The 23,282-nt window shown below is 64.8% G+C and carries 16 protein-coding genes and 1 pseudogene; 10 read left to right on the top strand and 7 right to left on the bottom strand.

What is annotated here, in order from left to right:
* The first annotated feature begins 36 nt into the window (after nt 1-36).
* From ampD to J4D52_RS30710, 4 genes and pseudogenes are all read left to right on the top strand, one after another.
* Nucleotides 37-597: a 1,6-anhydro-N-acetylmuramyl-L-alanine amidase AmpD gene (gene ampD / locus J4D52_RS05130; protein ID WP_007922273.1), complete on the top strand. Its 561-nt coding sequence runs from the start codon at nt 37-39 to the stop codon at nt 595-597.
* A complete protein-coding gene (ampE, locus tag J4D52_RS05125) occupies nt 594-1,430 on the top strand; it encodes a regulatory signaling modulator protein AmpE (RefSeq protein ID WP_025810068.1) in 837 nt (278 codons plus the stop codon). The genes ampD and ampE overlap by 4 nt, the downstream gene beginning before the upstream one ends.
* A 240-nt stretch (nt 1,431-1,670) precedes the next feature.
* Nucleotides 1,671-2,810: pseudogene (locus J4D52_RS30715) on the top strand (HAMP domain-containing protein); the annotation flags it as partial.
* 144 nt (nt 2,811-2,954) lie between these two features.
* Complete coding sequence (locus J4D52_RS30710) at nt 2,955-3,668, top strand: methyl-accepting chemotaxis protein (RefSeq protein WP_408980326.1); 714 nt, start codon at nt 2,955-2,957, stop codon at nt 3,666-3,668.
* 1 nt (nt 3,669) lies between these two features.
* On the opposite strand, the gene J4D52_RS05115 is transcribed toward J4D52_RS30710, so the two are convergent.
* Both J4D52_RS05115 and cra read right to left on the bottom strand, forming a co-directional pair.
* Nucleotides 3,670-4,458: a TatD family hydrolase gene (locus J4D52_RS05115; protein WP_063428327.1), complete on the bottom strand. Its 789-nt coding sequence runs from the start codon at nt 4,456-4,458 to the stop codon at nt 3,670-3,672.
* A 2-nt stretch (nt 4,459-4,460) separates the two neighbouring features.
* Complete coding sequence (gene cra / locus J4D52_RS05110) at nt 4,461-5,456, bottom strand: catabolite repressor/activator (RefSeq protein ID WP_063428329.1); 996 nt, start codon at nt 5,454-5,456, stop codon at nt 4,461-4,463.
* A 296-nt stretch (nt 5,457-5,752) separates the two neighbouring features.
* Between cra and ptsP the strand changes: the two genes are divergently transcribed.
* From ptsP to J4D52_RS05090, 4 genes are all read left to right on the top strand, one after another.
* Nucleotides 5,753-8,614: a phosphoenolpyruvate--protein phosphotransferase gene (gene ptsP / locus J4D52_RS05105; protein WP_102676262.1), complete on the top strand. Its 2,862-nt coding sequence runs from the start codon at nt 5,753-5,755 to the stop codon at nt 8,612-8,614.
* Complete coding sequence (pfkB, locus tag J4D52_RS05100) at nt 8,614-9,555, top strand: 1-phosphofructokinase (RefSeq protein WP_063428332.1); 942 nt, start codon at nt 8,614-8,616, stop codon at nt 9,553-9,555. The genes ptsP and pfkB overlap by 1 nt, the downstream gene beginning before the upstream one ends.
* Before the next feature lie 11 nt (nt 9,556-9,566).
* Nucleotides 9,567-11,309: a PTS fructose-like transporter subunit IIB gene (locus J4D52_RS05095; protein ID WP_063428334.1), complete on the top strand. Its 1,743-nt coding sequence runs from the start codon at nt 9,567-9,569 to the stop codon at nt 11,307-11,309.
* An 864-nt stretch (nt 11,310-12,173) separates the two neighbouring features.
* A complete protein-coding gene (locus J4D52_RS05090) occupies nt 12,174-12,506 on the top strand; it encodes a DUF6124 family protein (RefSeq protein WP_036998027.1) in 333 nt (110 codons plus the stop codon).
* Between the two features lie 198 nt (nt 12,507-12,704).
* On the opposite strand, the gene J4D52_RS05085 is transcribed toward J4D52_RS05090, so the two are convergent.
* The 3 genes from J4D52_RS05085 to J4D52_RS05075 form a co-directional block, all read right to left on the bottom strand.
* A complete protein-coding gene (locus J4D52_RS05085) occupies nt 12,705-13,928 on the bottom strand; it encodes an MFS transporter (protein WP_063428336.1) in 1,224 nt (407 codons plus the stop codon).
* A 71-nt stretch (nt 13,929-13,999) separates the two neighbouring features.
* Nucleotides 14,000-14,866 (bottom strand): NAD(P)-dependent oxidoreductase, encoded by an 867-nt coding sequence (locus tag J4D52_RS05080; protein ID WP_063428337.1) that lies wholly within the window; start codon nt 14,864-14,866, stop codon nt 14,000-14,002.
* A gap of 119 nt (nt 14,867-14,985) precedes the next feature.
* Nucleotides 14,986-15,567, bottom strand: a complete 582-nt coding sequence (locus J4D52_RS05075; protein ID WP_025806380.1) for a TetR/AcrR family transcriptional regulator — start codon at nt 15,565-15,567, stop codon at nt 14,986-14,988.
* Nucleotides 15,568-15,787: 220 nt separating this feature from the next.
* On the opposite strand from J4D52_RS05075, the gene J4D52_RS05070 reads away from it, so the two are divergent.
* Complete coding sequence (locus J4D52_RS05070) at nt 15,788-17,329, top strand: alkaline phosphatase (RefSeq protein WP_025806381.1); 1,542 nt, start codon at nt 15,788-15,790, stop codon at nt 17,327-17,329.
* A gap of 99 nt (nt 17,330-17,428) precedes the next feature.
* Here J4D52_RS05070 and J4D52_RS05065 read toward each other — a convergent pair whose 3' ends face one another.
* Both J4D52_RS05065 and J4D52_RS05060 read right to left on the bottom strand, forming a co-directional pair.
* Complete coding sequence (locus tag J4D52_RS05065; protein WP_102676264.1) at nt 17,429-19,954, bottom strand: sulfite reductase flavoprotein subunit alpha; 2,526 nt, start codon at nt 19,952-19,954, stop codon at nt 17,429-17,431.
* Nucleotides 19,955-20,121: 167 nt separating this feature from the next.
* Nucleotides 20,122-22,395, bottom strand: coding sequence for a TonB-dependent siderophore receptor (locus tag J4D52_RS05060; RefSeq protein ID WP_102676265.1), 2,274 nt, complete (start codon nt 22,393-22,395; stop codon nt 20,122-20,124).
* 205 nt (nt 22,396-22,600) lie between these two features.
* Between J4D52_RS05060 and J4D52_RS05055 the strand changes: the two genes are divergently transcribed.
* Complete coding sequence (locus J4D52_RS05055) at nt 22,601-23,281, top strand: Fe2+-dependent dioxygenase (protein WP_102676266.1); 681 nt, start codon at nt 22,601-22,603, stop codon at nt 23,279-23,281.
* Nucleotide 23,282 lies beyond the last annotated feature (1 nt).

The following is a 23,282-nucleotide window of genomic DNA, read 5'->3' as shown; positions in this document are numbered from 1 at the left end:
TACTGAGCCGTCACAGGCTTCGTTGAAGGAATCGGTATGCAGTTGGACCCCGCAAGCGGCTGGTGTCACGGCGTTCGCCATTGCCCGTCACCCAATTTCAACGCACGCCCCGCGGATGAAATCTCCCTGCTGGTGATCCACAACATCAGCCTGCCGCCGGCGCAGTTCGCGACGGGCAAGGTGCAGGAATTCTTCCAGAACCGTCTTGATGTCACAGAGCATCCCTATTTTGCCGGGATCGCCGACCTGCGCGTGTCCGCGCATTTCCTGATCGAACGTGACGGAACCGTCACTCAGTTTGTCTCCTGTCTGGACCGCGCCTGGCACGCCGGCGTGTCGTGGTTCGACGGGCGCGAAAGCTGCAATGATTTCTCCCTGGGGATCGAGCTGGAAGGCACCGACGAGTTGCCGTTCACCGATGCCCAGTACGACGCATTGATTGCCTTGACCCGGCAGTTGCAGCAGGCCTTCAAGGCCATCACCCCACAGAGGATTTGTGGGCACAGCGATATCGCTCCGGGGCGCAAGACCGATCCGGGGCCCGGATTCGACTGGGTACGCTATCGCGCGGCCCTGAACGAAGGGGAAGGACAATGAGTTTTCTGGTGTTGCTGCTGGCGGTATGGATCGAGAAATTCTCGGCCTTGCGCCAGCGCGTTCAGCATGACGAGCCGTGGTTGCGCCAACTGTTCCGGCAGGAGGCCAGCCCGCGTCTGGCCAAGCGTCCCTGGTGGGTGCTGGCCTTGCTGGTGCTGCTGCCGGCAGTGCTGCTGGGGCTGCTGTTGCTGGTACTGGAGCCGCTGGCCTACGGCCTGCTGGCGTTGCCGGTGCATCTGCTGGTGGTGATCTACAGCCTGGGGCGGGGCGACCTGCTGGGCGGCCTCGGGCCGTTTCGCGATGCCTGGCGCCGCGAGGACCTGCAAGCCGCGGCGCATGTCGCCAAGCGCGACCTGGATATCTGCGCCGACAGTGGCGAGCAGTTGCTCGGGCAGGTTCAAGGGCATCTGCTGTGGCAGGCCTACCAGAGCTTTTTCGCGGTGATCTTCTGGTACTTCCTGCTGGGGCCGGTGGCCGCATTGAGCTATCGCCTGCTGGCGCTGGCCGCCGAACACAGCAAGAACCCGGCGGTCGCCGAGCGCGCCGGGCAACTGCGGCATGCCTTCGACTGGTTGCCGGTACGCTTGCTGGCGGCCAGCTTCGCCCTGGTGGGCAACTTCGTCGCGGTCAGTCGCGTAATGCTCCACGAGTTGCTGAACTGGAACATCAGCGCCGCGCAGCTGGTGGAAAAGGTCGGCCTGGTCGCCGCTGAAATTCCCGCGCCGATCACCGGGCCGGATGGCATTCTCAGCCTGGACCGGATCTGGGAGCTGTTGCTGCGGGCCGCGGTGCTCTGGTACGCCGGTTTCGCCCTGTGGACCGTGCTGCCCTGAGGGCGAGCCGCGAGTGAGCGCTGGCAAGCCTTCCTGGTCTTGCCAGCGCAGATAAAGCCGTCCTTCCGTCCGCCGCCCGCGCGGTTAACCTTAAGTTACAAACCCTTTTGCCGATTTGAGCTATACAGAAGCAGCGCCAAATAGTGGCTATCTGCCGTGTTCGCGCACCTGCCAATAAAAATAAAAGCAAAAAAAGGGGGACTTCTTGTGAAGAGCTTGCTCTATCCCGCCATTGCCCTGATGAACCGCCTGAGCTTCGGCATGAAGTTCAGCCTGATCAGCGTGCTGTTCTTTCTGCCGATGCTGGTCACCAACTTCTATCTGGTGCGCGATTCCTACCGTGAATTCCAGGGCACCCAGGTCGAGCTGCAAAGCCTGGACCTGCTGGGCAGCAGCCTGACCCTGCGCCGCGACCTGGAAACCCTGAACAACATGGTGCAGATCAACGCGACCCTGGGGCAGTCCGGCAAGGCCGGGGATATCGAAAGCAAGATAGTCACCCTGGAAAAGTCCGTGCTCGAACGCTTGCAGGGCCTGGCCGCGGTCACCGTGGACCCCGAGCAGATCGGCGTGTTCGACGGCAAGCGCGATGAAATGATTGCCGCCTTCAAGGCGCAGCAGGCGGAAAGCTCGCTGCAAAGCAAAAGCGCGCTGATCGGCAAGCTCTTGGGCAGCGCGCAGATTTTCAGCCAGATCATCGCCAGCCAGTCCGGCCTGAGCCGCGATACCCAGAGCGATGTGCGGCAGTTGAGCGAACTGGTGACCAGCGTCACGCCGCAGGTTACGCAGATTCTTGGCGAAGGGCGGGCGATGGGCGCGTATTCCCTGGGCCAGGGTTTTCTCAACTCATCCGCCAGCACCCGCTTTGATGAGCTGCTGGTGCAGATTGAGAAACTCCAGGCCGAATACGGCCTGAAACTGCAGGATGCGCTGGGCTCGAGCAAGGCCGCCCAAGGCGCGCTGGACAGCCTGGCCAGCGCCAGCAAAGGCAGCCTCAAGCAAGCCAGCGAGCTGTTCGAAGAGCAGGTGGTGATGGCCGATACCCTGGACGCGCCCTGGCAGGGCTTTTATGACCAGGTCAGCGGGCTGATGGCGCAGACCTACCAGCTCAACGAGGCGACCCTGAAGTTTCTCGGCGAGGAGCTGCAGCAGCGGCTGGGGCAGAACCGTACGCAGATGGTGCTGCTGGTGGTGGCGCTGGCGGCGGTGTTCCTGCTGATCTTCTATCTCTATGGCGCGTTCTACGTCTCGACCCGCACCACCCTCAAGCGTCTGGGCGCGATGATGGACAAGGTGGCGGCCGGTGACATGACCGTTACCTTCAATGCCCAGAGCCGTGACGAGCTGGGAGAGTTGGGCACGGTGTTCAACGGCACCGTGGCGAAGATCCACGACCTGATCGAACTGGTGGGCAAGACCGTCGGTGAGGTCGAGCGCCAGGCCGGGCAGGTGGAAGCCGTGTCGGCCCAGAGTAACCAGGCGGTGGCCGGGCAGCGCAGCCAGATCGAGCAGGTGGCGACGGCGATGAACCAGATGTCCGCCACGTCCCAGGAAGTCGCGCGCAGCGCCGCGGCGGCGGTCAGCAGCGCCCACAGCGTCAACGACGAGACCATCAGCGGGCGCGGGCTGGTGGAGTCCCAGCAAGGCAGCATTGCCCAACTGGCCAGCGAGATCGACCAGTCGGTGCTGGTGATCAATCAGCTGGCCAGCGACAGCCAGGCCATCAGCCGGGTGCTGGAGGTGATCAAGAGCATCGCCGAGCAGACCAACCTGCTGGCGCTCAACGCCGCCATCGAAGCGGCCCGCGCTGGCGAGCAGGGGCGGGGCTTCGCGGTGGTGGCCGACGAGGTGCGGACCCTGGCCAAGCGTACCCAGCAATCGACCGAGGAAATCGAGCAGATGATCGTCAAGCTCCATGGCGGCGTGGGGGCGGCGGTCAAGGCCATGGGCATCAGCCATGAGATGGCCAATGGCACGGTCGGGCAATCGGAGAAGGTCCAGCAGGCGCTGGAGAACATCCTCGGCGCGGTGGGCATGATCGTCGACCAGAACCAGCAGATCGCCGCGGCGGTGGAGCAGCAGACCGCGGTGGCCCACGACATCGATCAGAACATCGTCGAGATCAACCGAGCCGGCGAGCGCACCGCCGAAGGCGCGTACCAGACCGAAAACGCCAGTCGCCAGCTGTCGGCGCAGGTGGTGCAGTTGAAGCAGTTGATCAGCGCGTTCCGGGTCTGATTCAGGCGTTGTGGGGCCAGCCGAACAGCGCGCAGGCGTTGGCGGTACTGGCCGCCGCCAGCTGTTCGGGGCTGACGGCCATGATCTCGGCCAGGGCCGCGCAGATCTCCGGCAGGTGTCGCGGGCTGTTGCGCTGGCCCGGGTACATGGCGGGCGCCATATCCGGCGAGTCGGTTTCCAGCACCACCGCGTCCAGCGGCAAGTCGGCGATGACCTTGCGCAGGCGCAGCGCCTGTGGCCAGGTCGCGGCGCCCCCCAAGCCCAGCTTGAACCCCAGCTTGATGTATTCGCGGGCCTCTTCGCGGCTGCCGGCGAAGGCGTGGATGATGCCGGCGCGCTTGAGCTTGAAGCGCTTGAGGGTGGCAATCACCGCGGCATGGCTGCGCCGTACGTGGAGCAGGGCGGGTAGCTGGAAGTCCGCGGCCAGTTGCAGTTGCGCTTCGAACAGCTGCTGCTGGCGCTGGCGATCCAGCTGTTCGAGAAAATAATCCAGGCCGAACTCACCCACCGCGCACAACTGCGGATGGCCCGCCAGGCGGGTCAGCCAGTCGCCCAGCTCAATCAGGTCGGCCGGCCTGTGCTCGTCGAGATAGACCGGGTGCAGGCCGAAGGCGGCATGCAGGTCGGCATCGCTCTGCACCAGCTCCCAGAGCCGCTGCCAATTGCGCTGATAGACTCCCAGCACCACCATCCGCCGCACGCCGAGGGCGCGGCTGGCCGCCAGCAGCGCCTGACGATCCGCGTCGAAATCCGGAAAATCCAGGTGGGTGTGGCTGTCGATCAGCTCCACGGTCAAGCCTCGTGAATGCGCTGCTTGAAGGTCCGGGCGATGGCGTTCACGCCGGGTTGGTAATGGGCTTCTTCAATGGCGGCCAGGGCCAGTTGCAGGGCCTTGTCGGCAATCAGCTGGTGCTGCTGGGCCATGGCGTTCACCGGCAGCGGCAGGAAGTCCAGTAGCTGGGTATCGCCGAAGGTGCCCAGGCGCAGCGGGCGCGACTTGAGCGGGAAGTCGTGCAGTGCGTCGAACACCCCTTGCAGCAGCACATAGGAGGTGGTCACCAGGGCATCCGGCAGGTGGCCCAGGCGCTCCAGCAACGCTTCCATCAACTGGCGACCGCAGTCGCGGCTGAAGGCTTCGCCCTGTTCGATCAGCACCTGGCCCTCGAAACCTTCCAGCGCCTGCTTGAAGCCGGCGGCGCGTTCCTGGCTGATGCCCAGCTCGGGGCGGGCGCCGATCAGCGCGATCTGCCGCGGCTGGGGCTGCAACAGGCTGCGGGTCAGGTGCAGGCTGGCTTGCTGATCGTCGCTGATCACCGAGCAGAAAAACTCCGGCTCCATCACCCGGTCGATGGCGATGATCGGCAGGCCCTGGGCCTGCAACAGGCGATAGGTGTCATCCTCGGGCGGCAGGCAGCTGGCGACGAACAGCGCGTCGCAGCGGCGCGCGCGGAACAGTTGCAGCAGCTGTCGCTCGCTGTCCGGGGCATCGTCGGAGCTGGCGATCAGCAGCTGGTAACCACGGGCGCGGGCGCCTTGCTCGAGCAGCTTGGCGATACGCGCGTAACTGGGGTTTTCCAGGTCTGGCAGGATGAAACCCAGGGTCCGGGTCCGCCGGCTGCGCAGCCCGGCGGCTTGAGGGTTGGGCGTGAAGCCATGTTCCTCGACCACCGCCCGGACCCGTTCGACGGTCGCGTTGCTGATACGTTGCTGTTCGGCCTTGCCGTTGATGACGTAGCTGGCGGTGGTGACGGACACACCGGCCAGTCTGGCGATATCACTGAGTTTCAACCCGGGTTTTCCTTGTTTTCTGGAGCTTGCCCCGACATTTTCGCCAATCCTAACCGATATAGGCAGGCGACCAATGTCGGAACATGCAGCCGACAGGTAGGGCTTCAAGGATGGAAGATTATCGAGTAACGTGCCCAATATTCTAGATTAAACGTTTCAGCACGCGTATTTTCTAGGGGTATGGGCAGACGGGAACAGGGCCTTGCCAAGCCGGCGGTCCCGTTTGTGGCATTAAAGCCGCCTGACTGATTCACTCAAAACAATACCTAGCGCCCCGGCGCTAAATAGGAGAAAGCATGCTCGAGCTCACTATTGAGCAGATATCCATGGGCCAGTCGGCTGTGGATAAGTCCGCTGCACTGCACCTGCTCGCCGACAAACTGGTGGCCGACGGCCTGGTCGCCGAAGGTTACCTGGCTGGCCTGCAGGCCCGCGAAGCCCAGGGCTCGACGTTTCTCGGTCAAGGTATTGCCATTCCCCACGGCACCCCGGAAACCCGCGACCAGGTGTTCGCCACCGGCGTGCGCCTGCTGCAATTTCCCGAGGGAGTGGACTGGGGCGATGGCCAGATCGTCTACCTGGCGATCGGCATCGCCGCCAAATCCGACGAACACCTGCGCCTGCTGCAACTCTTGACCCGCGCCCTCGGCGAGACCGACCTGGGCCAGGCCCTGCGCCGCGCCAGCTCGCCGGAAGCCCTGCTGAAACTGCTGCAAGGCGCGCCGCAGGAGCTGGCGCTGGATGCGCAGATGATCGGTCTGGGCGTGGCCGCCGAAGACTTCGAAGAGCTGGTGTGGCGCGGCGCCCGCCTGCTGCGCCAGGCCGACTGCGTGAGCAACGGTTTTGCCGCCGTGCTGCAACAGGTCGAAGCGCTGCCCCTGGGCGATGGCCTGTGGTGGCTGCACAGCGAGCAGACCGTCAAGCGCCCGGGCCTGGCCTTCGTCACCCCGGACAAACCGATTCGCTACCTCGGCCAGCCATTGGCCGGGCTGTTCTGCCTGGCCAGCCTGGGCGAGGCCCATCAGGCCCTGCTCGAGCGCCTGTGCGCGCTGTTGATCGAAGGCCGCGGCCATGAACTGGGCCGGGCCACCAGCAGCCGCGCGGTATTGGAAGTGCTGGGCGGCGAACTGCCAGCCGACTGGCCGAGCGCGCGCATCGTCCTGGCCAACGCCCACGGCTTGCATGCACGCCCGGCGAAGATCCTCGCGCAGCTGGCGAAAAGCTTCGAGGGCGAGGTCCGTGTGCGCATCGTCGACGCGCCGGGCTCCGCGGTTTCGGTGAAGAGCCTGAGCAAGCTGCTGAGCCTCGGCGCCCGTCGTGGCCAGACCCTGGAACTGATCGCCGAACCGAACATCGCCGCCGACGCCCTGCCAGCCTTGCTGGCGGCCATCGCCGAAGGTCTGGGGGAAGAAGTCGAGCCGGTTCCAGAAGCCAGCGCGCCCCAGGAAGTGCCGGAAGAAGTCGAGGTGCCCATCAGCGCGCCGGCTTCCGGCAGCCTGGTCCAGGCCATCCCGGCGGCCCCCGGCATCGCCATCGGCCCGGCGCATATCCAGGTGATCCAGCCGTTCGATTACCCGTTGCGCGGCGAATCCACCGCCATCGAGCGCGAGCGCCTGCAACGAGCCCTGGCCGAGGTCCGGCATGACATCGACGGCCTGATCCAGCGCAGCAAGGCCAAGGCCATTCGCGAGATCTTCGTCACCCACCAGGAAATGCTCGACGACCCGGAACTGACCGACGAAGTCGACACTCGCCTCAAGCAGGGCGAAAGCGCCGAAGCGGCCTGGATGACCGTGATCGAAGCCGCCGCCCGGCAGCAGGAAGCCTTGCACGACGCGCTGCTGGCCGAACGCGCCGCCGACCTGCGGGACATCGGCCGGCGGGTGCTGGCGCAGTTGTGTGGCATTGAAACTCCGACCGAGCCGGATGAGCCCTACATCCTGGTGATGGATGAAGTCGGCCCATCGGACGTGGCGCGCCTCGATCCGGCGCGGGTGGCCGGTATTCTCACCGCCCGTGGCGGCGCCACTGCGCACAGCGCGATCGTCGCCCGCGCCCTGGGGATTCCGGCGCTGGTCGGGGCCGGTGCCGGCGTGTTGCAGCTCAAACCGGGCACGCCGCTGCTGCTCGATGGCCAGCGCGGTCGCCTGCATGTGGATGCCGATGCCAGCACCCTGCAACGGGCCACCGAAGAGCGCGACACCCGCGAACAACGGCTCAAGGCCGCCGCGGAACAACGCCATCAACTGGCGCATACCACCGACGGCCACCACGTCGAAGTCTTCGCCAATATCGGCGAAAGCGCCGGGGTGGCCAGCGCCGTGGAAAACGGCGCGGAAGGTATCGGCCTGCTGCGCACCGAACTGATTTTCATGGCCCACCCGCAAGCGCCGGACGAAGCCACCCAGGAAGCCGAATACCGCCGCGTGCTCGATGGCCTGGCCGGGCGGCCGCTGGTGGTGCGGACCCTGGATGTCGGCGGCGACAAACCGCTGCCGTACTGGCCGATCGCCAAGGAAGAAAACCCCTTCCTCGGCGTGCGCGGCATCCGCCTGACCCTGCAGCGCCCGCAGATCATGGAAGCCCAACTGCGGGCCTTGCTGCGCTCGGCGGACAACCGCCCGCTGCGGATCATGTTCCCCATGGTCGGCAGCGTCGATGAATGGCGCGCCGCCCGCGACATGACCGAGCGCCTGCGCCAGGAAATCCCGGTGGCCGACCTGCAACTGGGGATCATGATCGAAGTGCCGTCCGCTGCCTTGCTGGCGCCGGTGCTGGCCAAGGAAGTGGACTTCTTCAGTGTCGGCACCAACGACCTGACCCAATACACCCTGGCCATCGACCGTGGTCATCCAACCCTGTCGGCCCAGGCCGACGGCCTGCACCCGGCGGTGCTGCAACTGATCGACATCACCGTGCGCGCGGCCCATGCCCACGGCAAGTGGGTCGGCGTGTGCGGCGAGCTGGCGGCCGATCCGCTGGCGGTGCCGGTGCTGGTCGGCCTGGGTGTGGACGAACTGAGCGTCTCCGGACGCAGCATCGCCGAGGTCAAGGCACGCATTCGCGAGCTCAGCCTGACCCAGGCACAAACCCTTGCGGAGCAGGCCCTGGCCGTCGGCAGCGCGAACGATGTGCGCGCCCTTGTGGAGGCCATGTAATGGCAAAGATTCTTACCCTGACCCTGAACCCGGCGCTGGACCTCACCGTCCAGCTGACGCGCCTGGAACCGGGGCAGGTCAACCGCAGCGAAGCCATGCACACCCATGCCGCCGGCAAGGGCGTGAACGTGGCCCAGGTGCTGGCCGACCTTGGCCATCAGCTGACCGTCAGCGGCTTCCTCGGTGAAGACAATCCCCAGGCGTTCGAGGCGTTGTTCGCCCGCCGCGGTTTTGTCGACGCCTTTGTCCGTGTGCCCGGGGAAATCCGCAGCAACATCAAGCTGGCCGAACAGGACGGGCGCATCACCGATCTCAACGGCCCCGGCCCGGAGGTTGACGAAGCGGCGCAACAGGCCTTGCTCGCACGCCTGGAACAGATCGCCCCGGGGCATGACGCGGTGGTGGTGGCCGGCAGCCTGCCGCGCGGCGTCAGCCCGCAATGGCTGCACGCCTTGCTGACCCGTCTTAAGGCGCTGGGGTTGAAAGTGGCGCTGGACACCAGCGGCGAAGCCCTGCGCGCCGGCCTGGCCGCCGGGCCCTGGCTGGTCAAGCCCAATACCGAGGAACTGGCCGAGGCCCTGGGCAGCCCGCTGCTGTCGCTGGCGACCCAGGCCGAAGCCGCCAGGCGCCTGCACGCCCAGGGTGTCGAGCATGTGGTGATTTCCCATGGCGCCGAAGGCGTGAACTGGTTCAGTGCCGCGCCGGCCTTGCAGGCGCTGCCGCCCAAGGTCAGCGTGGCCAGTACCGTCGGCGCCGGCGACTCGTTGCTGGCCGGCATGCTCCACGGCCTGCTCAGCGCCCACGCTTTCGAACAGACCCTGCGCACCGCCACGGCCATCGCCGCCATGGCCGTGACCCAGATCGGTTTCGGCATCACCGATGCCACGCAGTTGGCACAGCTTGAACAGGGGGTGCGCGTTCATCCCCTCATAGAACAATAAGAGGGTTGGTCATGAAGTTAGCCATTGTTACCGCCTGCCCGAACGGCATGGTCACCAGTGTGCTGTGCGCCCGGTTGCTGGACGCCGCGGCCCAACGCCAGGGCTGGAGCACCAGCGTCGAAGTGCATGACGAGGCGCATCCGGAACGGCAATTGTCGGCCGCCACCCTCGAAGCGGCCGAATGGGTGCTGGTGGTCAGCACCGGGCCTTTGGACATGTCGCGGTTTGTCGGCAAGCGGGTGTTCCAGAGCTCGCCCTCAGTGGCCCTGCAGGACGTCGACGGCGTGCTGCGGCGCGGCGCCGAGGAGGCCCAGGTGTATGTCGCGGCCGCAGCCGTGGCCGAGCCGGCGCCGGCCAGCAAAAACGCGCCCCGGCTGGTGGCGGTCACTGCTTGTCCGACCGGCGTGGCCCACACCTTTATGGCGGCCGAGGCCTTGCAACAGACCGCCAAGCGCCTGGGGTATGAGCTGCAAGTGGAAACCCAGGGCTCGGTCGGCGCGCGCAACCCGTTGAGCGCCGAGGCCATCGCCGCGGCGGACGTGGTGCTGCTGGCGGCGGATATCGAAGTGCCCACCGAGCGCTTCGCCGGCAAGAAGATCTACCGCTGTGGCACCGGCATCGCCCTCAAGCAATCCGAGGCGACCCTGAACAAGGCCCTGGCCGAGGGGCAGGTGGAATCGGCAGCGGCGGGCGCTGCTGCGGCCTCGGCCAAGCAGGAGAAAACCGGGGTCTACAAGCACCTGCTGACCGGTGTCTCGTTCATGCTGCCGATGGTGGTGGCGGGCGGTCTGATGATCGCCCTGTCCTTCGTCTTCGGTATCACCGCGTTCAAGGAAGAGGGCACCCTGGCTGCCGCCTTGATGCAAATCGGCGGCGACACCGCGTTCAAGCTGATGGTGCCGCTGCTGGCCGGCTATATCGCTTACTCCATCGCCGACCGGCCGGGCCTGGCGCCGGGGATGATCGGCGGCATGCTTGCCAGCACGTTGGGGGCAGGGTTTATCGGCGGGATCATTGCCGGTTTTATCGCCGGCTATACGGCCAAGGCCATCAGTAAATACGCGCGCTTGCCCCAGAGCCTGGAGGCATTGAAGCCGATCCTGATCATCCCGTTGCTGGCCAGCCTGTTCACTGGCCTGGTGATGATCTATGTGGTGGGCAAACCGGTGGCCGGGATGCTTGCTGGCCTGACCCATTTCCTCGACAGCATGGGCACCACCAACGCGATCCTGCTGGGTGTGTTGCTCGGCGGCATGATGTGCGTCGACCTCGGCGGGCCGATCAACAAAGCGGCCTATGCCTTCTCCGTGGGACTGCTGGCGTCGCAGAGTTACGCGCCGATGGCGGCGACCATGGCAGCCGGCATGGTGCCGCCGATCGGCCTGGGCATCGCGACCTTTATCGCCCGGCGCAAGTTTGCCCAGACCGAGCGTGAAGCGGGCAAGGCGGCGCTGGTGCTGGGGCTGTGCTTTATCTCCGAAGGCGCGATTCCGTTCGCCGCCAAGGACCCGTTGCGGGTGATCCCGGCGAGCATCGCCGGCGGCGCGCTGACCGGGGCGCTGTCGATGTATTTCGGCTGCAAACTGATGGCGCCCCATGGTGGGTTGTTTGTGATGCTGATTCCGAATGCGATCAATCACGCATTGCTGTATTTGCTGGCGATTGTCGCGGGGAGTTTGTTGACGGCGGTGGTGTATGCGGTGGTGAAGCGGCCGGAGGTGACCGAGCTGGCGCTGGAGCCGGTCAAGGCCTGACCTTTGTGTTTGCGGTTTACCTCGATGGCGCCCTCAGTGGCGCCATCGTTGTTTCTGCTGATCGCTGACTCTGTAGGAGCGAGGCTTGCCCGCGATGGCGTCCGTACTGGCGCTGCATTTTTTGGACGGGGTACATATCCATTCCTGCGGTCACGGCCGCTTATGGTTCCGCCCTTACGGCGGGTCACTTTTGGCAAACGCCCCAAAAGTAACCAAAAAGTCTTGCCCCTGCGTACGGCCTTCGCTGCGCTCAGGTTCCCTCGCTCCGGCGTCCATCAGGGGGCATCGACTCTGGTCGGCTTCGCTTCGACCTCCATTCGATGTCCTCGACTGCGTCGAGGGGCGCTGCGCGCCATCCCCCTGATGAACACCGGAACGAAGCCTCCCGATGGGGCGGGTGGATCAAAAGCCAAAGCCAAAGCCAGAGCCAGAGCAAAAGCGATATTGCGGTTTGATGGTAATTGGCGACTGACGCTAAACCCTGTAGCCGCTGCCGAGCCTGCGAGGCTGCGATCGACCGCGAAGCGGGCGCAGGGGGCTTGAGACCGCTGGAGGACCTTCGGTCCTATCGCAGCCTGCGGCAGCGGCTACAGGGATCGTGTGTATCAGGTCCTATGGATGACAGTTTTGTTGTGTAAGACGCTGTCTGAAAGTGAGGCTCTTCGTTTTCCTTTGTAAGGCTTTTCCGAGAAGCTCCGGGCCGCTTGCGTCTGGGAAGGGCGCTGTCTAGCCTCGGGTTTGTCACTGGTTTTTCAGTGATCGGGACTAGCAGCCCGGGTCAGGGGATTTCGGTCCCGTGTTCATCGTTCGGTGTTTCACTTGTTCTGATGAGTCATGGCGACTCCATTTATTCGGAGGAGCATCATGAAAAGCCCAAATTCTGTCCCCCAGGTTTCTCGCGCTCGTCGCTTGTGCGATTTCAAGCACGATGAGGCCAACCGCTCGGTGCTTAAAGCGCTTAAAGAAACAGCCTGCGCCACCATCGGCAACAACTCGCTCTTCAGCGTCCGCCCAGGCATCAGCGCCGAAGAGGCGTTGCTTCACGTTTCCATGCTGCTCAAATCCGCCGAGGAGGTCTCCGATGAAATCACCGAACACGCCAGCGGTATCGAGCGTGGCCTGATCTGGTCGCTGGTGCATTCCGTGGAGATGGCGCGTGGTGTGGTGGATGCCTTGCTCGATGGCAATCGTCTCTGAGCTGCAATCGTTGCTGAAGGTGGCGATCGATCCGGGCGGTTTGGTTCTGGCTGGTTTGTTATGGCGGCTGTACGTGGGGCACCTTCGGGTGAGCCGGGTTCCTGGGCCCTGGTCTGCTAACCCACGTCCAGCCGCCACCCGATAAGGCGGAGCGCTCCGGCTGGGGCGCTCTCATTTATGACTAGGCTACCGAGCGCCTCAAGGCGCGACAGTTCGCTGACCGGGGCGGAAGCCCTGGCGGCGGGCTGACCAGGCTACGGCCAGCCCCAGTAGGGCGAGCAAGGCCAGGGCCCAGGGGAAGGATGCCGGTCCCATGTGTTCCAGCAGCAGGCCGCCGGCGATGCCGCCGCCTGCCACGGCGAGGTTGAACACGGTCACCAGCATGGATTGCGCGACGTCGGCGTTATCGCCTGCGGTATCGGCGATCGCCGTTTGCAGCAGCGTGGGGGCGCCGCCGAAGGTGATTCCCCAGGTCGCAATGCCCAGCAGTACGAGGGGCGCGGAGCCATTGGCGAAACCCAGTATCAGCGCGGCCAGGGTGAACACCGCCAGACTGAGCAGGGTCAGCCGGCGTAGCCAGCGATCCACCAGCAGGCCGGTGATCCAGATGCCGACGATGGAGGCGACACCGAACAGCAACAGCACGCTGTCTACCCGCTGCCCCAGGCCCACGGAGGTGAGGTAGGGCGCGATGTAGGTGTACAGGATGTTGTGCGCCAGTATCCAGGCGAACAGCGTCAACAGCACCGGACGTATGCCCGGCATCAGGAAGATCCGTCGGATCGGCAGGCGCTGGCGCTGCGTCTGGCCGGCGAAGTCCGGCACGGCAAAACGGACCCAGGCGAGCAGCACCAGGGCCAGGGCCGACATGATCCAGAACACGCCGCGCCAGTCGAACAAGGTGCCCAGCCAAGTGCCCAGGGGCACGCCGATGGACAGGGCGATGGGCTGGCCGATCCCCACCACGGCCAGCGAGCGGCCTTGCAGATGGTGGGGCACCATGCGCCGCGCGTAACCGGCCAGCAGGCCCCAGATCACGCCGGCGGCCATGCCGGCGATAAAACGCGCCACCAGCGTCACCTGGTAATCCGTGGACAGGGCCGTGACGCTGTTGAACACCAGCAACCCGGCGATGGCCAGCAGGAATAGCGGCCGTCGCCGCCAACTGCGGGTGACGGCGATGACCGGGATGGCCGCCAGCACCGAGCCGAGGGCATAGAGGGTGACCAACTGCCCGGCCAGGGCCTCGGACACGCCCAGCCCCAGGCTGATCTGTGGCAGCAGCCCGGCCGGCATGGTTTCGGTCATGATGGCGATGAAGCCCGCCATGGTGAAGGCCAGCAACTTCCACACGGGAAGCCCCTGATCAAGCGTGTCGAACGGGGCCGCCGCAAGGGCGCCGTCGTTGCCCTGAATACTCATACGCAATCTCTCTGTCTATGGATGTGTGCCGGGCGCCCGCAAAGCGGTGAGTGCTTGCAGGCGTCGTGGGGTCAGGCGAGGTAGGAGGCGGCCATGTCCTTGTCGCCATGGCCGGCCTCGAGGGCGCGTTCGAAACGCGACAACCCGGCCTGGGCGGCGTCCACCCGCACGCCGGCCTGGAGCGCGGCATCGACCACCAGGCGGGCGTCCTTTACCGCGTTGGCGATGGAGAAACTGGTGCTGTAGTCGTCCGCCAGGATCGCGGCGGCCTTGAGCCGGAAGTAGCCGCTGTCCAGCGGCCCGTCCTTGACCACATCGACCACCAAGGCCGGATCGACGCCCAGCCCCTTGGCGATGGCGATGCTTTCGGCGATGCCATGGGTCAAGGCAAAGACCCAGCTATTGAGCGCCAGTTTGAGGCGGCTGCTGGCGCCGACCTGCTCGGAGACCCAGAGGGTGCGCTTGCCGATGGCATCGAAGACCGGTTGCACATCCGCGCGCGCCGCGGCGGGGCCAGAGGCCAGAATGATCAGCTGGCCTTGTTCCGCGGGCTGTCGGGTGCCCTGGACCGGGGTGTCGTAAAACACCAGGCCGTGCTCGGCGGCGAACGCGGCCAGGGTGGCCGTATCCTCGATGCCGACCGTACTCAGCTGCAGCCACAGGGTGCCTTTCGACAGCGCGGGGGCGGCGGCCTGCATGGCTTGCAGCACGCTGGGGCCGTCCTTGAGCAGGGTCAGGACGATGTCCGCGCCCTGTACTGCGTCAGCCGGGCTGGAAAATACCTGGATGCCGTCCGGGGCCAGCGCTTGCGCCTTGGCAGCCGTGCGGTTCCAGGCGTTCACCCGGAAGCCGTGCTGGCTCAGGTTGCGTGCTACGGGCGCGCCGATCAGGCCGGTGCCAAGGACGGCGAGGGTGAGAGGTTTGCGGTCGATAGTCATGGGGTAACTCCGAGGGTTGGGAAATGGCTGAATGCTTAACTGGAACGATCAGTCCAAAACTGGGCGAATAAAAACCCGAGGGCCGCGCAACGAGGTGTGGCGCAGCCGTCAGGTGCTGGTCAGAGCGCTTCCAGCGCTATCTCGAGTACATCCATGAGGCGTTCGCGCCGCTCCTGCGGTGGGCTGCCTTTGCTCACGACGCGCATGCCCTGGATGGTGTTGACGATGAAGCGTGCCAGGGCGCGCGGCTTTTTATCGGGGGCGAGGGTTCCTTCCTGCTGGCCACGGATGAGCAACTGTTCCAGCGCATTCTCCAGGCGCAGGAAGTTCTGGCTCACCAGGGCGGCGACCGCCGGGTCCTGGGCTGCCAGTTCCAGGGTGGCATTGGCCACCAGGCAGCCGCGCTGGCGGGGATCGCCCATTTCATCCTCGACGATGCGCATCAGCAGTTGGCGAACCAGCGCTGCTGCCGGTTCGGACTGGGACAGCAGGTCGACATTGGCCTGGGTCAGTTGGTGATAGCGGCGCAGGGCCTGCTGGTACAGGCCGTTCTTGCTTTCAAAGGCGTTGTACAGGCTGCTTCGCGACAGGCCGGTGCCTTCGACAAGGTCCTGGATCGAGGTGGCGGCGTAGCCTCGCTGCCAGAACACCTGCATGGCGGAGTCAGCGACTTCGTCTGGCTCAAACTCTTTAGCGCGCACGGGATTCACCGTATTGGAATGATCGTTCCTGAAAAGTCTGGAGGTTTATCCCGAGCGAGTCAAGCGGCCTTGCACAAGCGACACAGGCGGAGCGAAAGTTGTTTATCAGTCGGCGGTTCCCACCTTGTGTCGCGCAGCGCCCTGGAATGCACGTTGTCATACGGGCTTCATCCCTGCTGACTAAGGTTTGCTTTTTCGGTTTATGTCGGAGGGATCCACGATGAGCGATTTCACTCTCGGTCGGCGGCGTTTGATTCAGGTGGCGGGGGCAGGGCTGTTGCTGCCGGGGTTGGCGCCGGCGGTGATTGCCTCGGGCAAGGACCGGCCGAAGATGGTCGATGGCGTGCAGTCCGGGGATCTGCTCGGCGATCGGGCGATGGTCTGGAGCCGTACCGACCGGCCGGCGCGGATGGTGGTGGAGTGGGATACCCGCAGCCTGTTCAGCAACCCGCGCAAGTTTGTCTCACCCCTGGCCGATGCCCGCACCGACTTCACCGCGCGGGTCGAGCTGGGCGGGCTGCCCACCGACCAGGCGATTTTTTATCGGGTGTATTTCGAGGACGCCCAGACCGGCGTGCGCAGCAAACCCTGGTTCGGCCACTTACGCAGCGTGCCGCAGACCCGTCGCGATATCCGCTTTGTCTGGAGCGGCGACACTGTCGGCCAGGGGTTCGGCATCAACCCGGACATCGGCGGCATGCGCATCTACGAGGCCATGCGCCGGCGCCTGCCTGACTTTTTTATCCACAGCGGCGACACCATTTACGCCGACGGCCCGGTGCCGGCGCAGCTGACCACCGAGAATGGCCGGGTATGGCGCAATATCACCACCGAGGCCAAGAGCAAGGTCGCCGAGACCCTCGACGAATACCGCGGCAACTACCGCTACAACCTGCTGGACGAGAACGTGCGGCGCTTCAACGCCGAGGTGCCGCAGATCTGGCAGTGGGACGATCACGAGGTGGTCAACAACTGGTCGCCGAGCAAGGTGCTGGATGAGCGCTACACCACCAAAGATATCCACACCCTGGTGGGCCGCGCGCGGCAGGCCTGGCTGGAATATGCGCCGATGCGCTTGCAGAGCGCCGACCAGGGCGGGCGGATCTATCGCAAACTGAGCTACGGGCCGCTGCTGGATGTGTTCGTGCTGGACATGCGCAGCTATCGCGGCGGCAACGACGACAACCTCGGCGCGGCCAAGCCGTTCCTCGGCCGCGAGCAGCTGGACTGGCTCAAGCAGGGGCTCAAGCACTCCAAGGCGCAGTGGAAGGTGGTGGCGGCCGACATGCCCATCGGCCTCGGCGTGCCGGACGGCGAGGTCAGTCCCGGCGTGCCGCGCTGGGAGGCGATCGCCAACGGCGACCCAGGCCCGGCCCAGGGCCGCGAGCTGGAGATCGCCGAGTTGCTGGCGTTCCTGCGCAAGCACAAAGTGCGCAACCATGTGTGGCTGACGGCGGACGTGCATTACTGCGCGGCGCACCATTACCACCCGGACCGCGCAGCGTTCCAGGATTTCGAGCCGTTCTGGGAATTCGTCGCCGGGCCTTTGAATGCCGGCAGTTTCGGGCCCAACGCGCTGGACAAGACCTTCGGCCCGGAGGTGGTGTTCCAGAAGGCGCCGCCGGCGCAGAACACCTCGCCGTTCGCTGGTTTCCAGTTCTTCGGCGAAGTGCAGATCGAAGGGCAGAGCGGGGAGTTGAGCGTGATCCTGCGGGACCTGGATGGGGTGGCGGTGTTCGAGCGCAAGTTGCAGCCGGTGTAGGAGCGAGGCTTGCCCGCGATGGGGGCGACGCGGTGTGTCTGAGACACCGCGTTATCGTTCATCGCGAGCAATCGAGCGTCGACCGGCCGCTCCTACAGATCAATAGACATCCCGGCGATAACGGCCTTGCTCGATCAGGCGCTCGACCACCTCGGCGCCCAGCACTTCGTTGAGCACTTGATCCACCCCCGAGGCCATGCCTTGCAGGCTGCCGCAGATATAGATCGAGGCACCGTCGGCCAGCCATTGCTTGAGGCGTTCGGCCTGTTGGCGCAGGCGGTCCTGGACATAGATCTTCTCTGCCTGATCGCGGGAGAAGGCCAGGTCCAGGCGGCGCAGGTCGCCGGCGGTCAGCCATTCCTGCAGCTCGTCCTTGCAGTAGAAATCATGCTCGGCGTTGCGCTCGCCGAAGATCAGCCAGTTGTCTTGCTGGCCCTCGGCGATGCGCGCCTTGAGCAGGCTGCGCAAGCCGGCCAGGCCTGTGCCGTTGCCTAGCAGGATCAGCGGGCAAGGCTCGGCCGGCGGATGGAAGCCGCTGTTGCGCCGCACTCGCAGGCTGATGCTGGAACCGACCGGCGCATGCTCGGTGAGCCAGCCGGAGCCGATGCCCAGGCTGCCGTCGGGGTGGCGTTCCTGGCGCACCAGCAGTTCCAGCTGGCCGTCGCTGGCCAGCGAAGCGATGGAGTATTCGCGCATCGCCAGCGGCACCAGGGCATCCACCAGCGCCTGGGCGTGCAGGCCCACCAGATGGGCACGGTTTTCCGGGAGCTGGCGGCTGGCCAAGGCCTGGGTCAGGGTTTCCGTCAGGCCGTCGAGCTGCACCGTGGCGCTGCCGTCCAGGCCCAGGCCGTCGAGGAAGAACTCGATGGCCCATGCGCAGTTGCGCGGCAGCACTTCCACCAGGTCGCCGGCGAGCCAGCTGCTCGGTTGCGGTGGGGTAAGGCCCAGCAGGTAAACGCCGGAGCCGCTGCTGTCGGGGTTGAGGAGCAGGCGTTGGTTCAGGGTCCAGTTGTCGTAGGCGGGGGCCTGCCACAGGTCCACCGGCGCCTGGCCGATCAGTTGCCCCAGTTGCTGCTGCCAGTGGCGCAGGGCGTAGCTGTCGCCGCTGTCGACTTCCACCGGAGCGAACAGGGTGTTGCCGCCATGCTCGGCCAGCCAGCCATGCAGGCGCTTGGCAAAACCGCAGAAGTGCGGGTATTGCCGGTCGCCCAGGCCCAGTACGGCGTACTTGAGATTCTCCAGGGACAAGGCGCGGCTCAGCACCTTGCGCTCGAAGCCGCGGGCGCTGTCCGGCGCTTCGCCGTCGCCGAAGGTACTGACTACGAACAGCGCGTTCTGGGTGTTCAGCAGGTCTTGCTCGCTGACGCTGGCCAGCGGCTGGACCTTGGTCGGTACGCCGGCGGCCTGCAATTGCCCGGCGGTCTGCCAGGCCAGTTGTTCGGCGAAACCGCTCTGGCTGGCGAAGCCGATCAGCCAGGCCGAAGCATCGCCGGTGTCGGTGCTCAGGCCCTGGCGCGCGTCCTTGATCTGGCGTTTCTTGCGCCGGCGATCCAGGTACAGCAGCCAGCCGGTAATAAAGAACAGCGGCATGGTCAGCGAAGCGAGGGTCACCAGGATGCGCCCGACAATGCCGAAGTAGCTGCCCACGTGCAGGGCATAGATGCTGGTCAGCAACTGCGCCTTGAGGCTCTTGTCGCTGTAGCGGTCATGGCGGCTGACCACGCCGCTGTTAGGGTCGATGGTGATCTGGTTCAGCGCCCGGTCGTGGGGCGAGTTCTTGAGCAGATAGAACACGGTCGCCGGCTGGCCGGCCACCGCTGGCATGCGGATGTTGTAGGAACTCAGGTCCTTGCCGGCGGTGCTGTAGATGCCCAGCCACATGGCGTTGTAGTCGGCGGTCGGCGCCGGGCCCTGGGGCGGCGCGCCACGGCTTTTCATGCGTTGGCTCTGTGGCGAGTCGGCCAGCAGTTTGTTCAGGCCCTTGTTGTACCACTCGTAGGACCAGGACAGACCGGTCAGCGCCGCCAATAGATAGAACAGCAGGCACCAGGTACCGGCCACGGCGTGCAGGTCCCAGTTGAAGCCACGGCCTTTTTTCGCCCAGTCCAGGGTCAGCCAGACGCGCCAGCTCGCCACCTGGCGCGGCCAGCGCAGGTACAGGCCGGACAGGCAGAAGAAGATCAGGATCAGGGTGCAGGCGCCGGTGATCTGCCGGCCGCTGTCGCCCATGGCCAGGAAGCGGTGCAGTTGCAGCATCAGGCCGAAGAAGTCCTGTCCCAGGGCAGTGCCCATGAACTCGCCGGTGTAGGGGTCGAAATAGCGCATCTCGCCGCGGCGCTGGCCCGGTGGCGGGGTGAACCACACGCGGGCGGCGTTGCCGCTGTCGGCCTCCACGGTGAGCATCGACACGGTCTTGCCTGAGGCGGCCTGGATTTTTTCCACCAGCTCGGCGGGTGGCAGGACGCCGGCCGGCTGTTTTTCCACCTGCAGTGTGGAGGGATTGAGGGCACGCAGGATTTCATCCTGGAACGACACGGTCGCTCCGGTAATGCCCATCAAGGCCAGGACCAGGCCGGCGCTGATGCCGAAAAACCAGTGCAACTGGAACAGGGTTTTCTTCAACACATCGACCGCCTCGTTGGTTCTTAAGTCTGTGCCACGGCGCGCATTATGCCGTGAGTTGTCGAGAAACATTCTTTCTTACGCACAAAAGCCCCACTCATCGAAATGCGTGGGGCTCAGGTGGTTACCGCTACGACGCCCGGATGCGCCAGGCGTCGCGTTCCACCTCGTCAGAAGTGGAAGTTGGTGGTGAACAAGGCGGTACGGCCGGCTGCCTGGTTGGCGAAGTGCGCCGAGTAGGCTTTGTCGTAGTAGGTCTTGTCGGTCAGGTTCTGCACATTCAGCTGCAGGTCGACGTTCTTGCTCAGCTTGTAGCTGGCCATGGCGTCGTAGCGGGTGTAGGACGGCACATACACGGTGTTGCCGGCATCGCCATACACCTCGTCGACATAGAACGCACCGCCGCCCACGGTCAGCTTCGGCATCACTTCATAAGTGGTCCACAGGCTGAAGCTGTTTTTCGGTGTGTTCGGCATTTCATTGCCTTTGTTCGAACCGGCGCTGATCACCCCGTTACGACCGTTGAAGCCCGGGTCCACCAGCTCGCTTTTCAGGTAGCTGTAGCCGGCGAAGACTTGCCATTTGTCGGTGATCTTGCCGCTGGCCGACAGTTCCAGACCGTCGACGCGGGATTCACCGGCGTTCTGGTAGGTCAGGGCGTCCACCAGGATGCGGGTGTTTTTCTTCTCGGTACGGAACACCGCGGCGGTCAGGGACAGGCGGTCGTTGAACACGTCCCACTTGGTGCCCAGCTCGTAGTTGACGGTTTCTTCCGGTTGCAGGTCGCTGACGCTGGCGCCGGCAGACAGCGGGTTGCCGTCCGAACCTTCGCCGACCAGGCCGCCCGCTGGCGAGGCCGAGGTGGCGTAGGAGGCGTAGACGCTGCCGTTGTCCGTCGGTTTCCACACCAGGCCGGCCTGCCAGTTCCAGAACTGGCTGTCGTCCTTGATCTTGGTGCGCCCGGTGGCGGTGTCGGTATTGGCCACGGTGTCGAAGGTGTCGTAGCGCAGGCCGACGTTCAGCAGCCATTGCGGATCGAGTTCGATGGTGTCGAACACATAGGCCGCGCGGCTGGTGGCTTTAGTGTTGGTGCCGTAGTAGTTGCGGCTGATCGCGCCGGTCCAGGCATCGTCCGGGTTCGGGTTGCTCAGCGAGGTGCAGCTCGGGATGCTGCCCGGATTACAGACCTTGGCGGTGTTGCCGGCGATGTTGTAGCTGCTGACACGAGTCTCTTCGCCGGTGAACTCAAGACCGGTGGAGTAGTTGTGCTTGAAGCCCAGGGCCTGGAACTCGCCGAACAGGTCGGTCTGGTTGGTGGTGGTTTCGGTGGTGGACACCCGCGAGTTGGCGCGACGCCACACGGTGCCGTACTTGTTGACGTTGAACTTGCTGTCGTCCGGCTGGGTGAGGATGTAGTCCTGGCCGGTGTTGCCATGACGCAGGGTGTTTTTCAGCGTCATGTTGTCGTTCAGGTCGTGCTCGATGGAGATGGTGCTGATGTCCGCGCGGGTCTTGCGGAAGTCACGATCCTTCAAGCCATAGAAGTTGTCGCTGTCGCCGCCGTCGGTCGGTTTGTCATGTTTGTGGGCGGTGGCGCTGGCCGAGCTGTAGCCATAGGGAATGCCCGAATCCGGCAGGTCGTCGCTTTCCATGTGGTAGTAGCTGAAGTTGACGCGGGTCGGGGTGCCCAGGCCGAAGGTCAGGGACGGTGCCACACCCCAGCGGTCGTAGTTGACGGCATCGCGACCGGCCACGTTCTGCTCGTGGCTCATCAGGTTCAGGCGGAAGGCGGCGCTGTCGAGGAACTGGCGGTTCACGTCCAGCACATAACGGCGGGTCTGGTCGGAGCCATAGGTGAAGCCACCGTTGAGGAAGTCTTGCTGCTTGGGCGTCTTGCTCACCAGGTTGAGGCTGCCACCGGCCGAGCCGCGCCCGCCGAAGGAGGAGTTGGGGCCCTTGCTGACTTCGATCGATTCGATGTCGAAGATCTCGCGGCTCTGGCCGCCGGTGTCGCGCACGCCATCGAGGTAGGTGTCGCCCTGGGCGTCGAAGCCGCGGATGAACGGACGGTCGCCTTGCGGGTTGCCGCCTTCGCCGGCGCCGAAGGTAATGCCCGGCACGGTGCGCAGCGCATCCTGCAGCGAGGTGGCGGCGGTGTCCTTGAGGACTTGTTGAGGCACCACGGTGACCGAGCGCGGCGTGTTGACCAGCGGCGCGGTGTACTTCTGCGACGAGGCCTTTTCGACCTGGTAGGACGTCTGGTCCTGGGCTTCACCGGTGATGCTGGTGGCATCCAGGGAAATGGCATTGCCCGCGGCTTTCTTCTCGGTGTTTTCCGCGGCAAAAGCCATATGGGCTGCGGAGCCGGCGGTGATCGCCACGCCAATTGCAGACGCCAGCAGGCGTGGTGAACCGAGCGGTAATTGTGGTTGTTGGCGCGACATGGTGATTCCCCTCCCCAAGGATTTGAGGCGGCGGAATATAAGGCGAACAAGTATTTGTATCAATTGCGAAATATTGCTATTCGCACGGAATTTACATTCTTTACAATTTCCCTTTACGGTTTTTACGTTTTCATTCGTCTGCGCATTTTACATTTGCAATAAGAATCAATATCATTTGCGTCCCTTTGCTTTCAGGTATTGCCTCATGCTCCTGCATATTCCCGGCCTGTTCTCCCGTGAAGAAGTGCTGCGTATCCGTGAGGCCCTGGAGCAGGCGGACTGGGCCGATGGCAAGATCACCGCCGGTTATCAGTCGGCCAAGGCCAAGCACAACCTGCAGTTGCCCGAAGGCCATCCGCTGGCCCAGGAAATCGGCGCGGCGATGCTCGAGCGCTTGTGGCAGCATCCGCGCTTCATGTCGGCGGCGCTGCCGCACAAGGTTTTCCCGCCGCTGCTCAACTGCTACAGCGCCGGTGGCAGTTTCGACTTCCATATCGACAACGCCGTGCGCCAGCCCAAGGGCAGTGTCGAGCGGGTGCGGACCGACCTGTCGTCGACTCTGTTTTTCAGTGACCCGGAGGACTACGACGGCGGCGAGCTGGAAATCCAGGACACCTTCGGCACCCAGCGGGTGAAGTTGCCGGCCGGCGACATGGTGCTGTACCCGGGCACCAGCCTGCACAAGGTCAATGCGGTCACCCGCGGCACCCGTTATGCGTCGTTCTTCTGGACCCAGAGCCTGGTGCGCGAAGACAGCCAGCGCGCCCTGCTGTTCGAGATGGACGAGGCGATCCAGCAACTGACCCGCGACATGCCGGATCATCCGTCGCTGATCCGCCTGACCGGCACCTACCACAACCTGTTGCGCCGCTGGGTCGAGGTGTAGA

It is taken from the genome of Pseudomonas sp. GW460-12-10-14-TSB1 (genome assembly GCF_017349775.1).
Lineage (GTDB): Bacteria > Pseudomonadota > Gammaproteobacteria > Pseudomonadales > Pseudomonadaceae > Aquipseudomonas > Aquipseudomonas piscium.
This window is presented reverse-complemented; position numbering and strand designations above follow the sequence as displayed.